21 protein-coding genes are annotated in these 20,865 nt (G+C 75.3%); 7 read left to right on the forward strand and 14 right to left on the reverse strand.

What is annotated here, in order from left to right; genetic code table 11:
* The first annotated feature begins 153 nt into the window (after positions 1-153).
* Positions 154-1,254: a 3-oxoacyl-ACP synthase III family protein gene (locus ACH01S_RS06635; protein WP_255220096.1), complete on the forward strand. Its 1,101-nt coding sequence runs from the start codon at positions 154-156 to the stop codon at positions 1,252-1,254.
* 998 nt (positions 1,255-2,252) lie between these two features.
* On the opposite strand, the gene ACH01S_RS06640 is transcribed toward ACH01S_RS06635, so the two are convergent.
* Entirely contained in the window at positions 2,253-2,687 is a 435-nt protein-coding gene (locus tag ACH01S_RS06640) for a hypothetical protein (RefSeq protein WP_067886398.1), read from the reverse strand.
* Positions 2,688-4,591: 1,904 nt separating this feature from the next.
* On the opposite strand from ACH01S_RS06640, the gene ACH01S_RS06645 reads away from it, so the two are divergent.
* Both ACH01S_RS06645 and ACH01S_RS06650 read left to right on the forward strand, forming a co-directional pair.
* A complete protein-coding gene (locus tag ACH01S_RS06645; protein ID WP_067886400.1) occupies positions 4,592-5,170 on the forward strand; it encodes a hypothetical protein in 579 nt (192 codons plus the stop codon).
* Positions 5,171-5,704: 534 nt separating this feature from the next.
* On the forward strand, positions 5,705-6,727 hold the full coding sequence (locus tag ACH01S_RS06650; RefSeq protein ID WP_148344708.1) for a hypothetical protein: 1,023 nt from the start codon (positions 5,705-5,707) through the stop codon (positions 6,725-6,727).
* 161 nt (positions 6,728-6,888) lie between these two features.
* On the opposite strand, the gene ACH01S_RS06655 is transcribed toward ACH01S_RS06650, so the two are convergent.
* The 9 genes from ACH01S_RS06655 to ACH01S_RS06695 all read right to left on the reverse strand — a co-directional run bounded on the left by ACH01S_RS06655 (position 6,889) and on the right by ACH01S_RS06695 (position 14,636).
* Positions 6,889-7,323 (reverse strand): DoxX family protein, encoded by a 435-nt coding sequence (locus ACH01S_RS06655; protein ID WP_083980386.1) that lies wholly within the window; start codon positions 7,321-7,323, stop codon positions 6,889-6,891.
* A gap of 126 nt (positions 7,324-7,449) precedes the next feature.
* Positions 7,450-8,811 carry a hypothetical protein gene (locus ACH01S_RS06660; RefSeq protein ID WP_067886404.1) on the reverse strand — a complete coding sequence of 454 codons (1,362 nt, stop codon included), beginning with the start codon at positions 8,809-8,811 and terminating at the stop codon, positions 7,450-7,452.
* Positions 8,808-9,236 carry a hypothetical protein gene (locus ACH01S_RS06665; RefSeq protein ID WP_067886406.1) on the reverse strand — a complete coding sequence of 143 codons (429 nt, stop codon included), beginning with the start codon at positions 9,234-9,236 and terminating at the stop codon, positions 8,808-8,810. The genes ACH01S_RS06660 and ACH01S_RS06665 overlap by 4 nt, the downstream gene beginning before the upstream one ends.
* On the reverse strand, positions 9,233-10,393 hold the full coding sequence (locus ACH01S_RS06670) for a molybdopterin-dependent oxidoreductase (protein ID WP_246237142.1): 1,161 nt from the start codon (positions 10,391-10,393) through the stop codon (positions 9,233-9,235). The genes ACH01S_RS06665 and ACH01S_RS06670 overlap by 4 nt, the downstream gene beginning before the upstream one ends.
* The gene (locus tag ACH01S_RS06675) at positions 10,369-10,986 is read right to left on the reverse strand and encodes a class I SAM-dependent methyltransferase (RefSeq protein WP_067886409.1); all 618 of its coding nucleotides are present in this window, start codon (positions 10,984-10,986) and stop codon (positions 10,369-10,371) included. The genes ACH01S_RS06670 and ACH01S_RS06675 overlap by 25 nt, the downstream gene beginning before the upstream one ends.
* On the reverse strand, positions 10,983-11,678 hold the full coding sequence (locus ACH01S_RS06680; protein ID WP_067886411.1) for a TIGR04282 family arsenosugar biosynthesis glycosyltransferase: 696 nt from the start codon (positions 11,676-11,678) through the stop codon (positions 10,983-10,985). The genes ACH01S_RS06675 and ACH01S_RS06680 overlap by 4 nt, the downstream gene beginning before the upstream one ends.
* Positions 11,675-12,355, reverse strand: a complete 681-nt coding sequence (locus tag ACH01S_RS06685; protein ID WP_067886413.1) for a glycosyltransferase family 2 protein — start codon at positions 12,353-12,355, stop codon at positions 11,675-11,677. The genes ACH01S_RS06680 and ACH01S_RS06685 overlap by 4 nt, the downstream gene beginning before the upstream one ends.
* Positions 12,352-13,464 (reverse strand): NAD-dependent epimerase/dehydratase family protein, encoded by a 1,113-nt coding sequence (locus ACH01S_RS06690; protein WP_067886415.1) that lies wholly within the window; start codon positions 13,462-13,464, stop codon positions 12,352-12,354. Before ACH01S_RS06690 ends, ACH01S_RS06685 begins: the two co-directional genes overlap by 4 nt.
* A gap of 101 nt (positions 13,465-13,565) precedes the next feature.
* Positions 13,566-14,636 carry an aminotransferase class V-fold PLP-dependent enzyme gene (locus tag ACH01S_RS06695; RefSeq protein ID WP_067886418.1) on the reverse strand — a complete coding sequence of 357 codons (1,071 nt, stop codon included), beginning with the start codon at positions 14,634-14,636 and terminating at the stop codon, positions 13,566-13,568.
* Positions 14,637-14,720: 84 nt separating this feature from the next.
* Between ACH01S_RS06695 and ACH01S_RS06700 the strand changes: the two genes are divergently transcribed.
* Complete coding sequence (locus ACH01S_RS06700) at positions 14,721-15,659, forward strand: LysR family transcriptional regulator (RefSeq protein ID WP_067886420.1); 939 nt, start codon at positions 14,721-14,723, stop codon at positions 15,657-15,659.
* 34 nt (positions 15,660-15,693) lie between these two features.
* On the opposite strand, the gene ACH01S_RS06705 is transcribed toward ACH01S_RS06700, so the two are convergent.
* Both ACH01S_RS06705 and ACH01S_RS06710 read right to left on the reverse strand, forming a co-directional pair.
* A complete protein-coding gene (locus ACH01S_RS06705; protein WP_083980387.1) occupies positions 15,694-16,527 on the reverse strand; it encodes an IclR family transcriptional regulator in 834 nt (277 codons plus the stop codon).
* A gap of 135 nt (positions 16,528-16,662) precedes the next feature.
* Positions 16,663-17,619, reverse strand: a complete 957-nt coding sequence (locus ACH01S_RS06710) for a helix-turn-helix transcriptional regulator (protein ID WP_067886422.1) — start codon at positions 17,617-17,619, stop codon at positions 16,663-16,665.
* Positions 17,620-17,779: 160 nt separating this feature from the next.
* Here ACH01S_RS06710 and ACH01S_RS06715 point away from each other — a divergent pair, with 160 nt between their 5' ends.
* The 3 genes from ACH01S_RS06715 (at position 17,780) to ACH01S_RS06725 (ending at position 19,993) form a co-directional block, all read left to right on the forward strand.
* The gene (locus ACH01S_RS06715) at positions 17,780-18,304 is read left to right on the forward strand and encodes a pyridoxamine 5'-phosphate oxidase family protein (RefSeq protein WP_067886424.1); all 525 of its coding nucleotides are present in this window, start codon (positions 17,780-17,782) and stop codon (positions 18,302-18,304) included.
* Positions 18,305-18,398: 94 nt separating this feature from the next.
* Positions 18,399-19,190 (forward strand): hypothetical protein, encoded by a 792-nt coding sequence (locus tag ACH01S_RS06720; protein ID WP_067886425.1) that lies wholly within the window; start codon positions 18,399-18,401, stop codon positions 19,188-19,190.
* Between the two features lie 11 nt (positions 19,191-19,201).
* Positions 19,202-19,993, forward strand: coding sequence for an SDR family NAD(P)-dependent oxidoreductase (locus tag ACH01S_RS06725; RefSeq protein WP_067886428.1), 792 nt, complete (start codon positions 19,202-19,204; stop codon positions 19,991-19,993).
* Positions 19,994-20,017: 24 nt separating this feature from the next.
* On the opposite strand, the gene ACH01S_RS06730 is transcribed toward ACH01S_RS06725, so the two are convergent.
* Positions 20,018-20,503, reverse strand: a complete 486-nt coding sequence (locus ACH01S_RS06730; RefSeq protein WP_067886430.1) for a TIGR00725 family protein — start codon at positions 20,501-20,503, stop codon at positions 20,018-20,020.
* A gap of 7 nt (positions 20,504-20,510) precedes the next feature.
* Entirely contained in the window at positions 20,511-20,810 is a 300-nt protein-coding gene (locus ACH01S_RS06735; RefSeq protein WP_067886617.1) for a 4a-hydroxytetrahydrobiopterin dehydratase, read from the reverse strand.
* Between the last annotated feature and the right edge of the window lie 55 nt (positions 20,811-20,865).

The following is a 20,865-nucleotide window of genomic DNA, read 5'->3' on the forward strand; positions in this document are numbered from 1 at the left end:
GCGGGGGTCTCCTTACCTGAAAGGAAGGCACTCTTTTCTATTCGGATAAAGGCCGCTTAACACCTAGTTATGGAACATAAACCCTGAAATGGGATTATTCACTCAAGGGATCGGGCTGACAACCGTCAGTGCGGCACGGAGGGTGGCGGGCAGATGAACGCACACATGACCGGACAGGTCGGCGGACGCGCGGAACGGCGGTCGGGCGGGACGGACCGGCTCCCCCGGCCCCGGCCGGACCAGCGCCTCCCGCTCGGCGGACCGTCCTGGGCGATCCGCGCGACCGGGTCCTACCTGCCCGGCGACGGCGTCCCGAGCACCGAGGTGTCGGCGTCCCTCGGGCTGGACCCCGGGTGGATCGAGTCGCGCACCGGGATCCGCCGCCGGCACGTCGCCGCGCCCGCCGAGGCCGCCTCTGACCTCGCGGCCGCCGCCGCCGACCGCGCGCTGCGCGCCGCCGGGATCGACGCCGCCGACGTCGGGCTGATCGTCCTCGGCACGTCCACGCCCGACGTGCTCGCGCCGTCCACCGCCTGCCGCGTGCAGGCCATGCTCGGCGCCCGCCGGGCCGCCGCGTTCGACATCTCCGCCGCCTGCACCGGGTTCGTGTTCGGGCTGCAGAGCGCCGTCGGGTGGCTGGCCACCCAGCGCGGCGCGGCCCCCTACGCGCTGGTCGTCGGCGTCGAGGTGTACTCGCGGTTCCTCAACCGCGCCGACCGCGCCACCGCCGCGCTGTTCGGGGACGGCGCCGCCGCCGCGGTCGTCGGGCCCGTCCCGCCGCCCTACGGGTTCGGGCCGATCACACTCGGGTCGGACGGCTCGGGCGCCGACGACGTCCTCATCCCGGCGGGCGGCAGCCGCACCCCCGCCAGCGCCGCCACCCTCGCCGGGCACGGCCACACCATCCACATGGACGGGCGCGCCGTCCGCGACTTCATCGCCCGGATCTTCCCCCGGCTGGTCGGCGACGCCGCCGACGCCGCCGGGCTCAAACCCGCCGACCTGGACCTGGTCGTCCCGCACCAGCCCAACCCGCGGCTCGTCGCCTCCCTCGCCGGCGACGCCGGCCTGGACCCCGGCCAGCTCGCCATCGTCGGGCAGGACGTCGGCAACATCGGCGCCGCGAGCATCCCCTACGCCCTGGACCGCGCCGCCCGCGACGACCGCATCGGCCCCGGCGACCTGGTCCTGCTCGCCGGGTTCGGCGCGGGCCTCACCTGGGGCCACACCCTGATCACCTGGCCCCCGCCCTGACCCCACGGGACGTCCATGCCTCTGAAGGCTCCACGGGGTCGCCATGCCGACCCGCGGTACTAGCGATTCGCTATGGCCGTCTCGCTCAAGTGCTTCGTCCCTGGCTCAAACGGTCACCCGGCACGAGCCCGCACTTGGCTCTAGGCGAAGAGCGAGAAGATCACTGCACTGACCAGGTACCTCGCGTTGACCGTCGGGAACAGTCACACACACGGAGCACTTCTCTCCTCCCGGCGAGTCGACGATCGGGGTGGAGGTCCCCAACACCGACAGTGTGGGATGAGACTCCGCGGCGTCCCGGAGTCGCGGCGCTCCCCGCCGCGCCCGATGAGCCCTGGGTGATGCGCGCCACCTCCCACGAGGTCCAAGGGATCCTTGCGGAGGGTCACCGAGGGCGGGGGCTTATCGGCGGCATCGCAGGGCGCACGGTAGTGAAACGTTCTTGGAATCCCACAGACAGCACTGGGTGGCTTGTACTTTCCCGGTGCGGAACGAGGGGCTGCGTGCGCTGCCCAAAGCCCGCAAGGCCATGGGACCGTAGACCCGTGCGTGATGCAAGCCACACGTCAATGGGCGACGATCCGGATACGCCTCAACCGGGGGAAGACACCTCTGCGGGGTCGGAGCCGATCGTCTCCAACCGATGCCGCGACAACCAGCACAAGATGTGTCGCGGGCGCGTCTACGTGTTCCCGCCCGTGGACGGCCGAAGCCTGCTGGTCTGCGAATGCCGCGTCTGCAGCCATCCCGAGCACTGGCGCGGCCGTCCGCAACGGCGCCAACCTTGACCTGCACAATGCCGCATCGCTCGGCCCCTCGGTCTTGGTGCTCCGGCGAGTTCCCTGCCGAGCCTCGCCGGAGCACCACCCTTAGCATTTGCGCCCTTCTCTGGTAATGGGGAAGGGCCGGATCTATCAGGGCGGGACCCACCCGAGGGAGTCCAGCCCCTCTATCATCGTGCCTGCCGCCCAACCCGGAGCAGTGGGCGACAGCACCGCCTACGGCGCCGGTGCGGGCGTCGTCTCCGCGCAGAGCTTGACGCCCGGTGGCGGCTTCGGCCCCCTCTTGTACTCGAGCGATGTGAAGATGTCGGGAATCCAACTGCCCGTCGGAAGCTGGTCCCAGACGCTCACCGCGAAGTCCGGTCGGCCCTGGCCAGGCATCGACACAGGCTCGCCGTCCCGGATCTGGCAGACGACCTCGACCATGTCGCCTTCACGGTAGATCGGCCGGAATCTGGCGGGTTTGCTGCTCATGCTGGGATGCTGGTAGGCGTACGTGGCGCCCTTCTCCGTGTGGACGATCGAGGCCGACACCCTGCTGCGCGTGGGGCTCTCGCCTCCACGGCTGACGATCGCCGAACAGGCGACGGGGCCTGCTGTCCCCATGGCTCCGACGACGGAGCCGGCGAAACCGATATAGGCGGCGACCACCGCAGTGTTATGAGCGCGGTCGCCCGTCCTGAACAGCAGCCAATTCCGCCAACGCCGACGTCGACCGGGTGTGGCGGGGTGGCCGGTGCGCGTCTCGGCTGCGGACTCCTTGTCGGGAGCCGGTGCGGCAAGCTCACCCGGGTCGGGTGCGCTCTGAGGGCGCGTGCCGGTGTGCGGGGTCGCGGGGGCGGAGGTTGCGCCCTGCGGCTGGTCGGGTGGGTCGGGGGACGGCACTCGACGCCGGTGTCGCCGGTTGGGGCTGGCGTTGCCGCCTCCTCGGTGGGCCCTCCTGCGCGCGCGGCCGCGTTGGCCGCCCTGGTCAGAGGGTGACTCGAATTCTTCGTGTGTCATCGAAAAGTTCCGGTTGAAAATTGTTTCACGGAAGTCTCTCGGGTTGGAGATCGGAAGGGGCCCTCATCTGACCGATTTCGGGGGTGATCCTCCGAACGATCATTTGGGCCCATTCGACTCGTCGCGGCGCACGACGACCGAGGAGAATAGCGCTTGACCTGCTCCCGCAGCCCAGGGGCCGTGCGTCGCCGGGGGATCCGCCGCCAGGGCGGGCGAAGGGGGCTGGGGCCGTTGCGCGTCAGTCCTTCCGTGCATCGCCGCGTTTGCGTGCCTACGAGAGTCCCGCTATACCCGCAGATCCTAACGGCCGTCTCGGAGGGGCCGTAGCAGCGCCTCCGCTCATCTGGCCAACGGATGCCTTGAGCCGATGGTTCGCGGCCGGTAACTAGGCAATTCTCGCCGTATAGCTCCTAGTACCCGAGGCTCACTCCAGAACATTGCAGGAACATGTTCTAGAATCCTATTCATTCAATGAATGATCGCCTCTGATCTGCGAAAATGCGCAGACATGAACTAAACCGGTGTACTGTCTGCTTCAAAGGACGCGGAGGCGGACCGTATCTCACGGGCTAGGCGCGAGACATGGAACACCACCCCACCCGATGCTTGACAATATTTCGTGACATGCCACGCCCCGCCACGGACGAGACGCCCCGGAGAGGTACGTCGCGTGTCGGCGCGGTCGCCCGGCAGGCTCGGAGGCTCGCCGTGGACCCCGGCCGCCGGACGGTTCGTGGAAGTGCACCCAGGTGACACCGTCGAAGATTCCCTTCGCGCGAGGGAACTTGCCATGCATGGAACGTTCGATACGCCACCTTCGAGGCCCACTGCCGCCGCGCCAAGACGCACCTGTTTCACCGACCCGGTCAGGGGGTGGAGTCAGCGTCTTCGGCGGAGTTTCGGTCCGAGGATCCCGACAGCGGGGGGCGGAGGGCTACCGGTAGGGCTGTTGTCAACACACGTCCATGCGGTAGCAATCCGCGCCGCCATCAAGGAGGTGCACTATCGGGAGGGATCGACGTTTCCCGCACCGGCTCTCGAACGTGCAGCGGCTTGCGGATCAGAGCTCGACTCGATAACGGCCCGCCCGAAACCCAGGTCGCAGGTTGGCCGAGCATGGTCAGATGACCGACGAAACCGGAAAGACAAGGAGGTCTTACTCAGAAGGCCACATCGCAAAAAAATTCCGGAACTTTTCGTCGCAGTCAGGTCGGATTGGCCCGTTATGCTGGCTGACGGACCGCCACAAACGTCTCATTAGACTGGAAACCGCTCATGAAGACATGAAGCGCGCGAGGCCCACGAAGCCCCCAATCCGCTTACCGCTTGGCTGCGAATTCATTCCGGCAAAGGGCTCGCCAGCGGCGCCGTGTGCCCGCACTCTTGTACGGAAGTCACGTTCCGCCTTGCATTCGGAACGCACCGCAACCACACATGTCGTCCCTTCCCGCTTGATCGGAACACCAATGCCCTCATCGGTGCCTGACACCCATCCCGGACCTGCTGCTGAAGACCCGCCACCGCTGCCGGCCCGGGATCGTGCCTTCCTCACCATGCACTCGGTCATCCTTACCACTGCCGTACTCGGCTACGTCCTCAGCGGAGTCATCACCGGCTCCTGGGAACCCAGCCCTTGGCCGGCCGGGTTCATGGCTGTATACCTCTCCGGGTTCGCCGCCCTCACCGGCTACGCGGTGTGGCGGGGGGTGACGGGACGAGCCAAGATCGACACCGAGTCGCTGGGCGCGATCAAAAGCAACTGCCTGCAGGAAGCAGCCAACCGTCCTGGGCCGGCCGCAGCCGTGGCGATGCGTCCGGTCCTTCCCCATCCACTCACGAGTTGGCTGTACACCACCGTCACGGCTGAACGCCTCGGACCCGCCGCCGCAGGCACGGTCGACGTCTCCCTGCGGGAGACACCCGGCTGGGCGCTCACACGCCGCACCGCGTGGAACCGCGGCCTCGTCCTCGCCGGGCACCCGGACACTCACCCGGACGCGGCGCCCAGCACCCACCTGGGGACGATGGAAGACCCTGCCGCGTCGCATCGGCCATTGAGAGAGCACGGCCCCTGCCGGGCAACGCATGTCCACACCGTCGCCATCGCCTGCAACCGCTCCCCCAGCAGCTGACCCCTGAAACACCGCTAGGGGGTGCGGGTCACCCCCGGACTACTCATGTCGGCCCCGCACCCCCAGTCGCATCTCCCACGCACGTGGGGCGGGTCAGCTCAGGAGCTGATCGCCAGCCTCGGATTCAACTCCCCGCCGCGTCATGTAGACGATCCCGGCGTCCGCGGGAGCCCGGCAGCGAGAACGGCATTCCTCTGTGCAGCAGGTCAGAGCCCTCCAAAGAAGCAGGTCGTCCCAGAGGCAGCCAACATCTCGCCGTTGCCTCGGAACAGACCCGGCCGCCGTACGTGCCCGCTCCGGGACACGCATACGTCCCTCGGCTCGACCAGACCGTCCCTCGCCTTGCGAAACCCAGTGACCAAGCATCACGATCTTTACGGGCGCCGCCGTAGACGCCGGGGCACGTCATACCTCCCCCTATCGCAGATTTCGGCAAGGTAAGTCCGTGCACCGACCAATGGGTGTCCACACCGGTGTGCAGTGTGTGGACCTGGTGTATCGGCAGATCAGTTACGCCGGAACTGGAGTAGGTCAATGAGCAACAACGCCCGTGCTCGCAGGCTGCTGACGCTGCTTCAGGCACTCGGAGGGAGCGACGGCCGGGGTGATATGCCTGTCAAGGACACTGCCCTCCGTCAAGCGATCGACGCTTACGCTGCCGAGCTCGCCAAACCGACCATCGACGTCCTGCGAGAAGCCGTGGACCCCGTGGACCGGCTCCTCAGGGCCGTGGGCCTGATCCGGCTTGTGTCCCCGGAGATCACGGACCGGACCGCCCGCCGCAACGTTGCGCTCGCGATCGCCTGCAAACCGACCGACGAGGGTGGTGACGGCATGAAGAAGACCCGTGCCGCGCGCCGCGTAGCGCTTACTCGTGGGTTCGTGCATCGTGAGGCCTGCGGGCACACGGCGTTGACAACCTCCCAAGACGTCGACGCGGTCCGCGCGGAGTTCGCCCGTCAGTTCGGCAAGGCCACCCCGATCCAGGTCGCGCAGATCGAGGAAGCGCACATCCGCGTGCTCCGGGCCCTCAAGGACGGCGCTGTCGACGTCCGCACCCAGACCATCCGCGAGCTCGCTCAAATCACTGCCCCCGGACCAACCGGGCCTAGGCAGGCCTATCCACCCAGCACGATCGCGGCGCTGACCGGGATGGAGACGTCCCAGGTGAGCTACGACCTGTACACCGCTGGCAGCGGGTCCCGGCAGCGTCGCTACGGCAGCAGCGACACCATCACCACAGCACAGGCGAAAGCGCTACGCGGTGTCGCCGACGACGGCCGTATGCGCAACCACGGCCCCGGCCGGGTGCATTTGAACACGCTGCTCGCGCTCGTCCGCGCCGGCCTGGCCGAGCAGGTCGAGATCAACCCCGCCTTCGTGCCCATCCCGGGCCGACCGGGCGAGACCCGAACTATAACCGAGTACGTCATGGTCCTCACCGAGCGGGGCCAGGCCTTCCGCAAGCAACTGCAGGCCGAGGCGGCTCGACCGCGCCACCCCACGCGACTCGCGCTCACCCCCGCAGTCAGCCCGGCCAGCGCACCCGCCGGGTAGACGCCTCGCGACCGCCGACGCTCCCCAAGGGATGGTCCACAGCGGATGAAAGAAACGGATCTGCGCGGTCGCGTCTTCGGCCGTCCCACTGCGCGAACGGCGGACGGCCCGGCGGTCCCCGTCGGGGCCCCGGGCCGTCCGCCGTTCGCGGTCGGGGGCGGTCAGCGCTTCAGGGAGCGCAGCAGGGCGCGGGACTCGGCGCGCCGGTCCCACGCGATCGCCGCGAACACCGCCGCGTACGCGGCGGGCAGCAGCGCCCACGCCGGCTCCAGCACCAGGACCTGGGTGAGGACGGCCCCGCCCATCAGCCCGATCAGGCTCGCCGCGGCCAGCCCCGCCAGCCTCGGCACCACCAGCCCGATCGCGCCCGCCGCCTCGACCGCGCCGGTCACGTACCGGAACCACTGGCCCCAGCCGATCTCGTCGAACGTCGTCACCGCGTCGGCCTGCCCGGCGAACTTCGGCAGCGCCGAGGCGAAGAACAGGAACGCGGCCAGCAGGATCTGCGCGCCCCACAGCACCTTGCGCAGCACGCGCCGCTCCCCGGCGGCGCTGTCGCGGACGGTGTGCAGGGTGCTCGCGGTGTGGGCGGTCATGGCGGTGGTCCTTCCGTGCGGGTGTCTCATCGGGCTTTCACTGACGCGTCGCACGGCCCGCGCCCGGATCGACATCCCCGCGGATTTTTCTCCGAAGTTTTTTCCGCAGGGCCGTCGAGGGGCCGGTCACCAGGGGGAAAGGACCAGTGCCTGGACGGCCAGCGCGGTCGCCGCCTGCGCCGCCAGCCACGCCCGCCGCCCGCGCCGGGGCGGGGCCGCGACGAGCGCCCACGCGGCGAACGGCAGCCAGATCCGCTCGACCTCGCCCTTGGTGACGCCGGACGCGTCCAGGACGAGCACCCCCAGCAGCGCCGCCCCCGCCAGCGCGCCGGGGCCCGGGGGCGCCGTGCGGGCGCGGGCGGCGCGCCACACCGCCGCCGCCGTCCGGGGCAGCGCGTGCGCGACCGCCGGGCCCGTGAGCAGCCCCAGCACCGCGAGGTTCCCGAACGCGAAGTAGGTGTAGGAGCGCTGCGCCGACCCGCGGCTGACCAGGTAGGTCTCCAGGGTCGCGCGGACGCCGTCCGGCCACCAGAACCCGAGCGCCGTGAACGCCGCCGGGACCACCGCCAGCCCGAGCGCCGCCGCGACCGCCGCCCGCGCCGGGGGACGCCGCGCCAACACCACCGCCGCCGGGACCGCGAACAGCGGCAGCAGCCCGTAGCTCAGGTACGGCAGGCACCCCAGCAGCAGCCCGCCCGCCGCCGCGGGAACGACCGGGCGCGCCGACCGCGCCGACACCGCCAGCAGGGCGGTGCCCCAGGCGGCCACGGCGAGGAAGAACGCGTCCATCGACGTCGCGACCCACACCGCCGAAGGGGCCAGGGCGAGGAACGGCACCGCCGCCCGCGCCGCTCCCTCGCCCGCCGCGCACCGCACCGCGACCGCGATCGCCGCCACCGCCGACGTGCCCGCCGCGACGATCAGCGCCGCCGCCCAGCCGGTCCCGCCGAGCCCGGCGCGCTCCAGCGCCCACAGCGCCAGCGTCGGCAGGGGCGGGTGCCCCCGCACGTGCGTGGTGTAGCCGCCGAGCCGGTCGGTGAACGTCGCGATCCACTCCAGCGGGTCCGGGCGGACCTGCGCCAGGCCCGCCGGGTACTCGGTCGGCGCGTCCAGGGGGCGGGCGAGGGCGGCCGGGCCGTCGGCGGCGGCGAGCGCGACCGTCCACGCCGCGCTCGCCGCCCACGCGGCCGGGAGCAGCGCCCGCCACGGCAGCCGCGCCGCCAGCGCCGGGAGCGCGGCGACCAGCGCGGCGGCGACCGCGGCGGCGGGCAGCACCGGCCAGGTGAGGGGGCGTCCGCGCGGGCGGGCGTGCAGCGGGGGCAGCGCGTCCTCGGTGGCCAGCCCGGCGCGCCGCAGTTGCCAGCCGACGGCGAACGCGGCCGCGATCCCCGCCGCCCACACCGCCACCGCGACCCACCCGGCCCGGCCCGCCCGCCGCGCGTCCCCCTCCCCTCCGGCGGCCGCGCGCCGGACCGGGGTGAGCGTCATCGCGCCCGCCTCCTCCGCCGCGCGACCGCGCGGACCGCGACCGACGCGGCGGCCGCCGCCGCCACGAACGCGAGGACGATCGCGAGGTTGCGGTCGTAGGGCAGCGGCAGCCGGGACGGCTCGTCCGCCCGCCGCCCCCGGCCGAGGACCATCGGCAGCGCCACCACCGCCACGCAGCCCGCCGTCACCAGCGCCGCCCGCACCGCTCCCCGGTAGGCGCCCGGGACGAGCCCGGTCGCCGCCCCCGCGGCGAGCACCAGCGGGGCCAGGACCCCGTCGTGCAGCACCGCCGCCCCCGCGAACCACGTCAGCCATCCCCCCGCGCCGACGTGCGCGACGATCCCGTACACGCCCCACCCGATCAGCGCCGTCCCGGCCGCGGCCGCCGCCGCCCTGGCCGCCGTCCCCGCCGCCGGGGCCCTCACGTGACCACCACCCGGTACAGCCACTTGGTCTGCATCACGCCGGGGCGGTCCGGCGCGATCAGGCGGCAGGGGTAGCCGTGGTCCAGGTCGAGCGGCTCGCCGTTGACCTCCAGGGCGAGGAGGGTGAGCGGGTCGCGCCAGTGGTCGGGCGCGACGTCGGAGGTGCGGTAGATCCCCCAGGTCTCCAGCGACTCCACCCGCACCCGCGCGTCGGCGGGCGCCCCGGCCAGGGCCAGCAGGTCCCGGAGCCGGACGCCGCGCCAGTCCGCTTCCGCGCTCCACCCCTCCACGCACGCGATCGGCAGCCGCGCGGAGCGCTGCGGCAGGGCGCGCAGGTCGGACAGCGACAGCGCGACCTCGCGGCGGACGCGGCCGGTCACCGTCAGCCGCCACCCCGGGTCGCGGGCCGCCGCGACCACCCCCGCGAACACCGCGGACTTGTTCACCGGCAGCCGCTGCGGCCCGACGCCGGGGCGGCGCGGCGCGAGCACCGCCAGCCGCGCCAGCGGCGTGAACGTCTGCCCGACGGTCGTCGCCGCGATCAGCCCGGCCGCCCCGGCGGCGGTGAGCAGGAACCCCCGGCGGCCGACCGCGTCGCGGGGGCGGGTCATGACGGTGCGGCGCGTCCCGTCCCACTCGTCGGCGACGTGGATCAGCAGCGCGCCGAACACGATGTAGGCGGTCCAGTAGTGCGCGGTGGTGAAGAAGAACGGGAACGCGTACCAGTACGCGATGTTCAGCACCCCGGTGACGAGCTGGAACACCGAGCCCGCGACCAGCGCGAACACCGCCGCGCGGCGTGCCGCGTGCGCCGCCGACCGGATCGGCGGCCACTGCCACAGCCGCGGGTAGACCGTCCACAGCTTGGCCAGCAGCAGCGGCACCGTCGCCAGCCCGCCGATGACGTGGACGCCCTGGGTGACCCGGTACAGGTTCACCGGGCGCGACGGCCACGCCATCCACCCCTGCGGGTGCTGCATGAAATGCGACACCAGCCCGGTCGCGAACGCCGAGGTGAAGCTGATCCCGAGCGCGATCCCCAGCCACGCCGCGATCCGCTCGTCGTGCAGGGGGCTGGTGAACCGTCCCGCCACCGTCCGCGGGTCGGCGGGCCCGAGCCGGCCCGGCCCGTTCACCGGCGCAGCGCGACGAACCACCGGTCCGCCTCCTCCCACACCTCGGTCACCGACGCCGCGCACCCGGCGGCGAGCGCGGCCGCGGCGTCGGCCGACACCCGCGCCCACGCGAACCACTCCCCGACCGCGCGTCCCGACCGCAGCCGCAGCGGCTCCACCCGCGACCCCGCGCCGGGCGGCTCCACCTCCGCGAGGACCAGCCCGCCGGGCGCGAGCAGCGCCAGGACGCGGCGCAGCAGCGCGGCCGGGTCGCCGCCGATGCCGATGTTGCCGTCGGCGAGCAGCGCCGTCCGCCACCGCCCGGCGCCGGGGACGCGGCCGAACACGTCCCGGCACAGGGCCGGGGCGCCCGCCGCGACCGTCAGCGCGACCGCGGCCGGGGCCAGGTCGATGCCCAGCACCGGGACGCCGCGCCTGGCCAGCGCCACCGTCAGCCGTCCCGGGCCGGAGCCGACGTCCAGGGTGGCGCCCGCGCAGCGGGCCAGCAGCCCGCCGTCGCCGGGGCGCGGGCCCAGCCAGTCGCGCACCGGCAGCGGGCGGCGCCGCCCGTCGGCGTGCTCGATCTCCACCGGGCCGCCGCCGCGCAGCGCGTCCTCGTACAGTTCGCCGATCACGCCGGGACGCCCCCCTCCCGCGCGGCCCGTGCGGGGCGCAGGGCGCGGACGGCGGCGGCGAACCGGGTCGCGGGCGCCAGCCCGGCGACCGCGGCGGCGTCGGCCGGGACGTCGACGTCGGTCAGCTCCGGCAGCACCGCCACCGCGAGCCCGGCGGCGCGCAGCCGCGCGAGCTGCGCCGCGCCGGTGCGGGGGGTCGACATCGGGACGCCGCGCAGCAGCCGCGCGTCCGGGCGGCGCAGCCCGAGCAGCCAGAACCCGCCGTCGGACGCCGGGCCGAGCACCGCGTCCCGGCGGGCCAGCGCGCGGCCCGCCGCGCCGAGCAGCGCGGGGGTGACCTGCGGGGTGTCCATCCCGATCAGCACGAGCGGGCGCCCGGCGTAGGCGTCGGCGAACGCGGCGGCGAGCCGCTCGTCCAGCCCGCCGCCGCGCTGCGCGACGACCGCGACCCCGCCCGGCAGCCACGGGCCCGGCGCCCCGGACAGGGCCAGGGTGCGGCGCCCGGCCGGGGCGGCGGTGACGGCGGCGAGCGTGTCGCGCAGCGCCGCCTCCGCCAGGGCCGCCGCCTCGGCCGGGGTGTAGAAGGGCGACAGGCGGGTCTTGACCCGGCCCGGCACCGGCTCCTTGGCGATCACCACCAGATCCACCACCAGATCCGCCGGCGGGGTTTCGGGTTCGGCGGCGGGCGTCATGGCGCGACCTCCGCGAGGACGCGGCGCATGTCGCGGACGGCGCGGACCGTCCCGCCGAGCGTCCCGGTGACCTTCGACGTCCCGGTCCGCGGGCGGTAGGGCACCTCGACCTCGCCGATCCGCCAGCCCGCGGCGGCGGCGCGCAGCACCGTCTCCAGCGGGTACCCGAACCGGCGGTCGGCCAGCCCGAGCGCCAGCAGCGCGTCGCGGCGGGCGGCGCGCATCGGGCCGAGGTCGCGCAGCCGGGTCCCGGCGCGCCGGTTCAGCGACCGGGCCAGCACGGCGTTGCCGAGCCGGGCGTGCGGCGGCCACGCGCCCCGCCCCACCGGCCGCCGCCGTCCGAGCACCAGGCCGGGGACGCCGCCGGACTGGAGCGCCGCCAGCTCGGCGGTGAGGCGGGGCAGGTCGGCGGGGTCGAGCGAGGCGTCGGCGTCCATCACGCACACCACCTCGCTGGACGCGGCGAGCAGCCCCGCGTGGCACGCCGCGCCGAACCCGCGGACCGGCGCCGCGACCACCCGCGCGCCGTGCGCCTCGGCCACGTCCGCCGACCCGTCGGTGGAGCCGTTGTCGACCACCAGCGGGCGGAACCCGTCCGGCATCCGGGTGAGCACCCACGGCAGCGCCTCGGCCTCGTCCAGGCACGGGAGGATCACCTCGACCGCGTCGCCGGTCACCGCGTCGCCGCCTTCGGCGACCCGGCCCGCACATCGGCGTCGGCGTCGGCATCGGCGTCGGTGGTGGCGGGTGGGCGGGCGAACTCGGCCATCCCGTCGGCGAACGGCACCGACGCCGCGAACCCCAGCTCGCGCCGGGCCCGGTCGGGGCGCGCGACGATGTGCCGGACGTCGCCGAGCCGGTACTCCCCGGTGACGCGCGGCGCCGGGCCCCCGGTCGCGGCGGCCAGCGCCGCCGCCAGGTCCCCGACCGTGCGGGGCTCGCCGCTGGCGACGTTGTAGGCGCGCAGGCCGCCCGGCTCCGGCGGCCGCGCCCCCGCGACCCGCTGCACCGCGAGGACGTTCGCGCGGGCGACGTCGCGGACGTGGACGAAGTCGCGGAGCTGCCCGCCGTCCTCGAACACCAGCGGCGCGCGGCCGTCCGCCAGCCGCGACCGGAAGATCGCCGCGACCCCGGCGTAGGGGGTGCCGCGCGGCATCCGCGGCCCGTACACGTTGTGGTAGCGCAGCGCCGCGACGGTCCCGCCGGTCGCCCGCGCCCACGACGCCGCCAGATGCTCCTGCGCGAGCTTGGTGTCGGCGTAGGCGTTGCGCGGCGCGGGCGCCGCGTCCTCCCCGACCGCGCCCGGGTCGAGGGGACGGCCGCACTCGGGGCAGGCGGGCTCGAACCGCCCGGCCCGCAGCGCCTCCTCCGGCCGCGGCCCGGGGCGGACGCTCCCGTGCCGCTCGCACGTGTAGGCGCCCTCCCCGTACACCACCATCGACGACGCCAGGACCAGCGCGCCGACCCCGGCGCGGGCCATCTCCGCCAGCAGCACGGCGGTGCCCTGCACGTTCGCGGACGCGTAGGCGGGCAGGTCGGACACGTCCACGCCGAGGCCGACCTTGGCGGCCTGGTGGCAGACGGCGTCCACGCCGCGCAGCAGCCGCGCGACGGCGGCCGCGTCCCGCACGTCCGCGACCTCCCCGCCGCCCTCCCCGCCGACCTCTTTCGAGCCGGGGGCGGCGGGGCGCAGGTCCAGGCCGCGGACGCGGTGCCCGGCGGCGGCCAGCGCCTCGGCCACGTGCGAGCCGACGAACCCCGCCGACCCGGTGAGCAGTACGTTCATGCCGACGAACGTAGGCCGCGCGGCGCGCCCGCACCGCCGGGAACCGCCCCGTCACCGCGCCTTGTACGAACCTTGTAAGAACTTCGGCCGATCCCCGAACCTCACCCTGCCGCGCGTGCCGCGCCCGCCGCGAGGAGGGGGGCGAGGAGCGCGGCGGCCCTGTCGACGTCGGCCTCGGTGGTGGTGAGGTGGAACGCGCAGCGCAGCCGTCCCGCCCGGACCGCGGCGACCACGCCGCCCGCGCGCAGCGCCTCGGCCGTCCCGGCCGGGACGGTCACCGCCACGATCGCCGAGTCGCCCGGCGGCAGCCCGAGCGCGGCGCTGAACCGGCGCGCCAGTGCCACGTCGTGGGCGTGGATCGCCTCGACCCCGACGCGTTCCAGCAGTTCCAGGGCGGGGGCGTGCCCGGCCCAGCACTGCCACGCCGGGGACATGTCCAGGCGGCGCGCGTCCGGGGCCAGGCGCGGCGGCAGCCCGTACACCGAGTCCCAGACGTCGGCGCCCGCGTACCATCCGGCGGCCGCCGCGGGCAGCGCGTCCAGGGCGTCGGGGGTCCCGGTGAGGAAGCAGGTGCCGCGCGGTCCGAGCAGCCACTTGTACCCGCCGCACACCAGCCAGTCGACGTCGGCGGCGGGCAGCGGCAGCCACCCGGCGGCCTGGGTGGCGTCCAGCAGGATCCGCGCGCCGTGGACGCGCGCGGCGGCGACCAGGTCGGCCATCGGGGCGATGCGCCCGTCGGCGGACTGCACCGCCGACACCGCGACGACGTCGGCGCCGTCGACGTGCTCGGCGATCCGCTCCAGCGGCACCGACCGGACGGTGAGGCCGGGGCGGGCGGCGAACGGCCACAGCAGCGAGGTGAAGTCCCCGTCGGCGACCAGGACGGTGGACCCGGCGGGCAGCGACGCCGCGACCAGCCCGACGAAGTAGGACACCTGCGGCCCGCACGCCACCCGCGCGGCGGGCACGCCGAGCAGCCGCGCGAACGCCTCCCTGGACCGGGTGACGGCCTCGTCCAGCGCGCCCGGCGCGAGGAGCCCGGCGGCGCGGTCCCGCTCGGCGGCGAGCATCGCCTCGTGCGCCGCGCGGGGCGGCAGCCCGTAGGTGGCGGTGTTCAGGTAGGCGACCCCGGCGCGGAACTCGCGGCGCGCGTCCTCGATCGAAAGGCTCATGCCGTCGATCGTCGGCCACCCCCACCCATAGGACAAACTAAGATCTTCTGGGCGAACCATCAGCGGGGTTGATACCTTGCGGTCATGCTGGACCTGCACCGGGGCCGGATCCTGCGGGAGGTGGCCCGGCTCGGCTCGATGACCGCCGCCGCCAAGTCCCTCGCCTACACCCAGCCCGCCGTGTCGCACCACGTCGCGCGGCTGGAGGCCGAGGTCGGCACGCCGCTGGTGGTGCGGCACGGCCGCGGCGTCCGCCTCACCGAGGCCGGGCGGATCCTGGTCGAGCACGTCGAGGACGTCCTCGCCCGCATGGACGACGCCGAGGAGCGCATCGCCGCGATCGCGGGGCTGCGCGCCGGACGCGTCCGCGTCGCGGTGTTCCCCACCGCCGCCGGGGCGCTGCTGCCCGACGCGATCGCCGGGCTGCGCGCCCGCGCGCCCGGCGTGTCGGTCACGCTGGTGGACGCCGAGCCCGCCGAGGCGATGTCGCTGCTGCGCGCCGGGGACACCGACGTCGCCGTCGTGTTCCGCTACGCGCACATGCCGCCCGACACCGACGCCCGGTTCCGCGAGGTCGCGCTGTGCGACGACCCGCTGCGGGTCCTCGTCCCCGCCGGGCACCCCGCCGCCGGGGCCGCCGGGCGGGGGCCCGGCGGGCTGGACGGCCTGGCCGGGGAGACGTGGGCGTCGGGCTGCGCGCGGTGCCGCGACCACCTGCGGTGGGCGTGCGCGCGGGCCGGGTTCGTCCCCGACATCGCCTACGCCACCGAGGACCACGTCGCGATCCAGCGGCTCGTCGCGCGGGGCCTGGCCGTCACGACGCTGCCCGCGCTGGCGCTCGCGCTGCACGCCGAGCCGGGCGTCGCCGCCGCCGACGTCCCCGGCGTCGGCCGCCGCGGCATCGCCGCGGTCGTCCCGGCGGGCCCCCGCCCGCCCGCGGTCGCCGCCCTCCTGGACGAACTGACCGCCGCCGCGCGGCGCCTGGACCGGCCCGCCGACCAGCCCGCCGGGGCGAACCGCTGACGCGGGCCGCCCCGGGCGGGTCGGGCGGTTGGGGCTAGGCGAGGTGGCGGTGCAGGTCGGTGAGGCGGCCCGCGGCGGCGCGGACGGCGTCGGCGAGGCCGGGGAGCCGGTCGTCGCCGAAGCGGACCGAGGGGCCCTGGAGCGCGACGGCCGCGAACACCCGTCCGCCGCCGTCGCGGACCGGCGCCGCCACCGCCCGCACGCCCGGCAGCCGCTCCTCGTCGTTGACCGCGAACCCCCGGTCGCGGACGCGCCGCAGGTCGGCGTCCAGTTCCGCGCGGGTGGTGAGGGTGGCGGGGGTGAAGCGGCGGTACGGCTCGTCCATCGCGACGGGGTCGCCGCCGAACGCCAGCAGGGTCTTGCCCATCGCGCACGTGTGGATCGGGTTGCGGTCCCCGGGCGGCTGCTCGTACCGCAGCGGGTGGGTGGAGGGCAGGTGCAGCAGCACCGCGACCTCGTCCCCGGCCCGCACGCCGAGGCTGACCGCCTCGCCGGTCCCGTCGCGCAGCGCGGTCAGCTCGGGCTGCAGCAGGGTCGCGCCCATCCGCTCCAGCGCCAGCCGCCCGAGGATCGCGGTGGTGGGGCCGAGGAAGTACCGCTCGGTCGCCGGGTCCTGCGCGAGCATCCCGGTGGCGTGCAGGGCGTGGACGATCCGGTGCGCGGTGCTGACCGACAGGCCCGTCCGGTGCGCGATCTCGGTGGGGGTCTGCCGGGCGGCGTCCTCGAACGAGCGGAGCACCGCGACGGACCGGTCCACGGTCTGCGTGCCCGGCTTCGGCTGCCGCGCCCCCTCGCCGCTTCCGCCCGTACGGCCATCCGCGCGGCCATCCGGGCGGCCGTCGGTGCTTCCGTCTTCCGGCGCGTTCACCGGCCCGCCGCCAGGGCAGGCGTCGACTCCTCCTGCGTCACGCGCCCATCCTCGCACCGGGCCCCGCCCGCGTCCCGCACGGGGGTGTCCCCGCGGGCGGACGGGCCGGCAGGGACGTCCCGGCACGGCCGCGGCTCAGGGGCGGGTGGCGCGGGTGAGGCGGGCGGCCATCGCGGCGAGCCTCGCGGTGAGCTCGGGCGGGCCCTCGACCTCGAAGTCCAGGTCGAGGTAGGCGATGCGCAGCGCCGTCCACTCCAGGGAGTCGGGCGCGGTGCGGAGCCTGCAGGTGCGGTCGTCGACGGGCTCGACCTCCGCGCCGGTGACGCGGAACCGGTCGGCCAGCTCCGCCGCGGACGCGTGCACGGTCAGCACCGCCCGCCCGGCGGGACGCGCCCCCGCCAGCGACCGGGCCACGAACGCGGCGGCGTCGGCGGCGGGCGGCTCGCGCGGCGGGCACCGCACCCCGGTGGGGCGCGGGTCCGACAGCCGGTCGACGCGGAACGTCCGCCAGTCGGCGCGGCCGGTGTCGAAGGCGACCAGGTACCAGCGGCGCCCGGCCGACACCAGCCCGTACGGTTCGACCAGGCGCCGGGTCTCGCCGTCGTCGCGGTCGCGGTAGGCGAAGCGGACCCGTTCGCCGTCGCGGGACGCGGCGGCCAGCACGGTCAGCGCCTCGGGGTCGGCGGCGGGCCCGGCGGGCGGCCCGGTCAGCGGCGTCGTCGCGGCGTGCAGGGCGGTGACGCGGCGGCGCAGCCGCGCGGGCAGCACCTGCTCCAGCTTGGCGAGGGCCCGCACCGACGCCTCACCAATTCCCTCGACCGCTCCTCCGGCCGCCGCGCGGAGGCCGACGGCGATCGCGACGGCCTCCTCGTCGTCCAGCAGCAGCGGGGGCATCGCCGTGCCCGCCTCCAGCCCGTACCCGCCCGCCGCGCCGGGGGTGGCGTGCACCGGGTAGCCGAGGCCGCGCAGCCGCTCCACGTCGCGGCGGACGGTGCGGACGCTCACGCCGAGCCGCGCGGCCAGCTCCGGGCCGGGCCACTCGCGGCGGGCCTGCAGCAGCGACAGCAGCCGCAGCAGTCGTGCCGATGACATCCCCCCAGTATGCGCGGCATCGAGGACAGGACCTGACCGCGTTCTGCCGGGCCCTTCCCCGGGGCGGGGTAGGAGGGCGGGGACGCGCGGCGATGAGTTTCCGCCGCCCGTCGCGTCTACATGGGCACGACCGAACCGAACGCGAAGGAGGGACGGCGACATGACCGTCCGCGAACCCGTCGAGACCCGCAACCTCGACATCTACGGCGGCGGCGAGCTGCCCTGGGACACCGTGCGGGACGCCCTGACCGCGGCGCTGCCGAAGATGGAGACGCCGGTGTTCCTCGGCACCGTCCGCCCGGACGGGCGCCCGCACGCGGCGGGCGTCGGCGCCCTCTGGTACGACGGCGACCTGTACTTCACCAGCGGGCCCGGCACCCGCAAGTCCCGCGACCTGGCGGCCAACCCGGCGTGCACCCTGTCGGTCCGCACGGCGATCGCGGACGTGGTGCTGGAGGGCGAGGCGCGGCGCGTCACCGACCCGGGCGTGCTGGAGCCGGTCGCCGCCGGGTACCGGGAGGGCGGCTGGCCCGCGCAGGTCGACGGCGACGCGCTCACCGCCCCGTTCAGCGCGCAGAGCGCGGGCCCGCCGCCCTGGCACCTGTACCGCTTCACGACGCGGACGGCGGTCGCGGTCGGCACGACCGAGCCGTTCGGCGCGACCCGGTGGACGTTCGCGCCCTGACCGCCGCCCGTCCGGGGCGGTGTCGACTTTGGTCTACCGGGCATGGCCGTCCGGGCGCTGCGCCGGGCCGCGGCCGCCGCCGACACTCGGGGGCATGACAGGGGGCTTCTCGCCGCGCGGCGCGCCCGCGGGCCGCTGGACGCTCGTCCGCGACGGGCACCGGCTGGAGGTCGAGACCGCGCGCGTCGGCTGGTACCGGGCCGTCCGCCTGTTCGTGGACGGCGAGCCCGCCGGGGACGCCACGACGGACGCGATGAAGGCCGAACTGCCGTACGGGGAGATGAGCGTCGCCGTGGCGTTCGACCTGCTCGGCCTGGTCGACGGGCAGGCGGCGCGCTGCGACCTCGTCCCCGCCGACCACAGCGAAGCCAGCGATGACGGCGAAGACGATGAAAGCGACCCGGATGGGGGCCGGGTCGCGTTCGAGCCGGGCGCGGGGACGCGGGCGGCCCGGCGGGAGGCGCTGGCGCGGGCGCATCCGGTCCTGTACGCCTCGCGGCACGTGGCGGCGGCGACCGCGAAGGTGCTGTTCCCGCTGCTCGGGCTGGGCGCGCTGGTGCGGGTGCTGCTCCGCGCGGTTCCGTGGCCGGACGTGCGGCTCCCCGACGTCGACGCGCCGTCGATCCCGTGGCCGGACGTCCCCTGGCCCGGCCTGCCCGATCTGCCGGACCTGCCGGAGGTGTCGGCGCCGCCGTGGCTGGCGCCGGTCCTCGCGGCGGCGAAGTTCGCGGTGCCGATCCTGATCGCGGTGGCCGTGGCGGCGCGGGAGGCCCGCCGCCGCAAGCGCACGCCCCCGCCGCCCGCCGAAGACCCCCCGCCCGCGACCGGCGCGACCACGCCGGAGGCGCCGGGGGCCCGCACCGGGCGGGACGGGGGCGGATCGTAGACTCGGCGGTCATGAGCGACGCGCCGTCACCCGTCCCGTACCTGTCGGAGCTGTTCTCGCTGGAGGGCAGGGTCGCGGTGGTGACGGGCGGCAGCTCGGGCATCGGCCGGGCGATCGCGGTGGCGCTGGCGCGGGCGGGCGCGTCCGTCGTGGTCGTCGCGCGGCGGGAGGCGGAGCTGGCCGCGACCGTCGCCGAGCTGGAGGGGCACGGCGGCCGGGCGGCGTGGGTGAGCGCCGACCTCGGTTCGCGGGACGGCGTGGCGCGCGCCGCCGAGTCCGCGGCGGCGGCGTTCGGGGAGCCGGACATCCTGGTGAACGCCGCCGGGGTGAACCTGCGCCCGCCGATGGACGAGCTGGGCGAGGACGTCTGGGACACCACGATGGCGGTGAACCTGGACGCGCCGTTCCTGCTCGGCCAGCGGTTCGGGCCCGCGATGGCGCGGCGCGGCTTCGGGCGGCTGATCCACATCGCGTCTCAGCAGGCGTTCCGCGCGTCGGTGACCAGCGGCGCGTACGGGGTGTCGAAGGCGGGGCTGGTCGCGCTGGCCCGGTCGCAGGCCGAGGCGTGGTCGGGCCGCGGCGTGACCGCCAACGCGCTGGTGCCGGGGTTCGTGATGACGCCGCTGAACGCGCGGCTGTCCGGCGACCCGGCGATGGTGAAGGCGCTCGCCGAGCGGACGATGACCGGCCGCAACGGCGTCCCGGACGACTTCGCGGGCGCGGCGGTGTTCCTGGCGTCGGACTCGGCCGGGTACGTCACCGGCCAGTCGATCTTCGTGGACGGCGGTTTCTCCGCCCACTGACCCCCCGCCCGGCCCGTGGCGGGGTCAGGGCCAGAGGCCGGTGGCGCGGACGGCGGCGGCCGGGTCGGGGGCGTGGACGATCCCGCCGACCGGACGCCCCTCCTCGTCGTGGACGCGCCACCCGCCGACCTGGACGACGGGGACGGTGCCGCGGCGCAGGGCGAGGGCCAGCTCCGACAGCGTCCCCCACGACCCGCCGACGACGATCACGGCGTCGGCGGCGTTGACGATCAGGGTGTTGCGGGCCTGGCCGAGGCCGGTCGGCAGCACGACCGACAGGTCGGCGGAGGCGGCGGCGCGGTCGGCGGCGGGCAGCACCCCGACGACCGTCCCGCCGGCGGAGCGGGCGCCGGCCGCGGCGGCGGCCATCACCCCGCCGAGCCCGCCGCAGACCACCACCGCGCCGCGGGCGGCGAGGAGCCGGCCGGTCTCGTGGGCGTGGTCCCATTCCCGCTCGGTGCACTCCCCCGGCCCGCACACCGCCACCTGGACCGGCGCTCGGTCCGGCACGGCGGCGCTACGCCGCCCCGTGCCGGGCCGCGATCGCGTCGATCGTCGCGGCGAGGTCGAAGTCCTTGCCGGTCAGGCCCCCGGCGCTGTGGGTGGACAGCGCGAACGCGAGGGTCCGCCAGCGGATGTCGATGTCGGGGTGGTGGTCGGCGTCCTCGGCGGCGCGGGCGACGTCGGTGACCACGTCGATCCCGGCGAGGAACGAGGGCGCCTTCACCCGGCGGCGGATCTGGTCGCCGTCGCGGGTCCAGGCGGGCAGGTCGCGCAGGCGGTCGGCGACGGCGGCGTCGTCGAGCGTGTCGGCCATCGGGCTCACTCCCTGTTCGTCGGCGCTGATGACCCTGTCCTTCCGAGTACATCAC

Origin of the sequence: Actinomadura chibensis NBRC 106107, from assembly GCF_001552135.1 — a bacterium.
Taxonomy (GTDB): domain Bacteria; phylum Actinomycetota; class Actinomycetes; order Streptosporangiales; family Streptosporangiaceae; genus Spirillospora; species Spirillospora chibensis.

What these genes read in the sequence shown, in the direction of transcription:
- ACH01S_RS06720 (WP_067886425.1), top strand. Translation starts at nt 18,399, where the DNA reads ATGACAGGGGGCTTCTCGCCGCGCGGCGCGCCCGCGGGCCGCTGGACG.
- ACH01S_RS06725 (WP_067886428.1), top strand. Translation starts at nt 19,202, where the DNA reads ATGAGCGACGCGCCGTCACCCGTCCCGTACCTGTCGGAGCTGTTCTCG.
- ACH01S_RS06690 (WP_067886415.1), bottom strand. Translation starts at nt 13,464, where the DNA reads ATGAACGTACTGCTCACCGGGTCGGCGGGGTTCGTCGGCTCGCACGTG.
- ACH01S_RS06710 (WP_067886422.1), bottom strand. Translation starts at nt 17,619, where the DNA reads ATGTCATCGGCACGACTGCTGCGGCTGCTGTCGCTGCTGCAGGCCCGC.
- ACH01S_RS06700 (WP_067886420.1), top strand. Translation starts at nt 14,721, where the DNA reads ATGCTGGACCTGCACCGGGGCCGGATCCTGCGGGAGGTGGCCCGGCTC.
- ACH01S_RS06655 (WP_083980386.1), bottom strand. Translation starts at nt 7,323, where the DNA reads ATGACCGCCCACACCGCGAGCACCCTGCACACCGTCCGCGACAGCGCC.
- ACH01S_RS06660 (WP_067886404.1), bottom strand. Translation starts at nt 8,811, where the DNA reads ATGACGCTCACCCCGGTCCGGCGCGCGGCCGCCGGAGGGGAGGGGGAC.
- ACH01S_RS06695 (WP_067886418.1), bottom strand. Translation starts at nt 14,636, where the DNA reads ATGAGCCTTTCGATCGAGGACGCGCGCCGCGAGTTCCGCGCCGGGGTC.
- ACH01S_RS06635 (WP_255220096.1), top strand. Translation starts at nt 154, where the DNA reads ATGAACGCACACATGACCGGACAGGTCGGCGGACGCGCGGAACGGCGG.
- ACH01S_RS06735 (WP_067886617.1), bottom strand. Translation starts at nt 20,810, where the DNA reads ATGGCCGACACGCTCGACGACGCCGCCGTCGCCGACCGCCTGCGCGAC.
- ACH01S_RS06650 (WP_148344708.1), top strand. Translation starts at nt 5,705, where the DNA reads ATGAGCAACAACGCCCGTGCTCGCAGGCTGCTGACGCTGCTTCAGGCA.
- ACH01S_RS06715 (WP_067886424.1), top strand. Translation starts at nt 17,780, where the DNA reads ATGACCGTCCGCGAACCCGTCGAGACCCGCAACCTCGACATCTACGGC.
- ACH01S_RS06680 (WP_067886411.1), bottom strand. Translation starts at nt 11,678, where the DNA reads ATGACGCCCGCCGCCGAACCCGAAACCCCGCCGGCGGATCTGGTGGTG.
- ACH01S_RS06645 (WP_067886400.1), top strand. Translation starts at nt 4,592, where the DNA reads ATGCACTCGGTCATCCTTACCACTGCCGTACTCGGCTACGTCCTCAGC.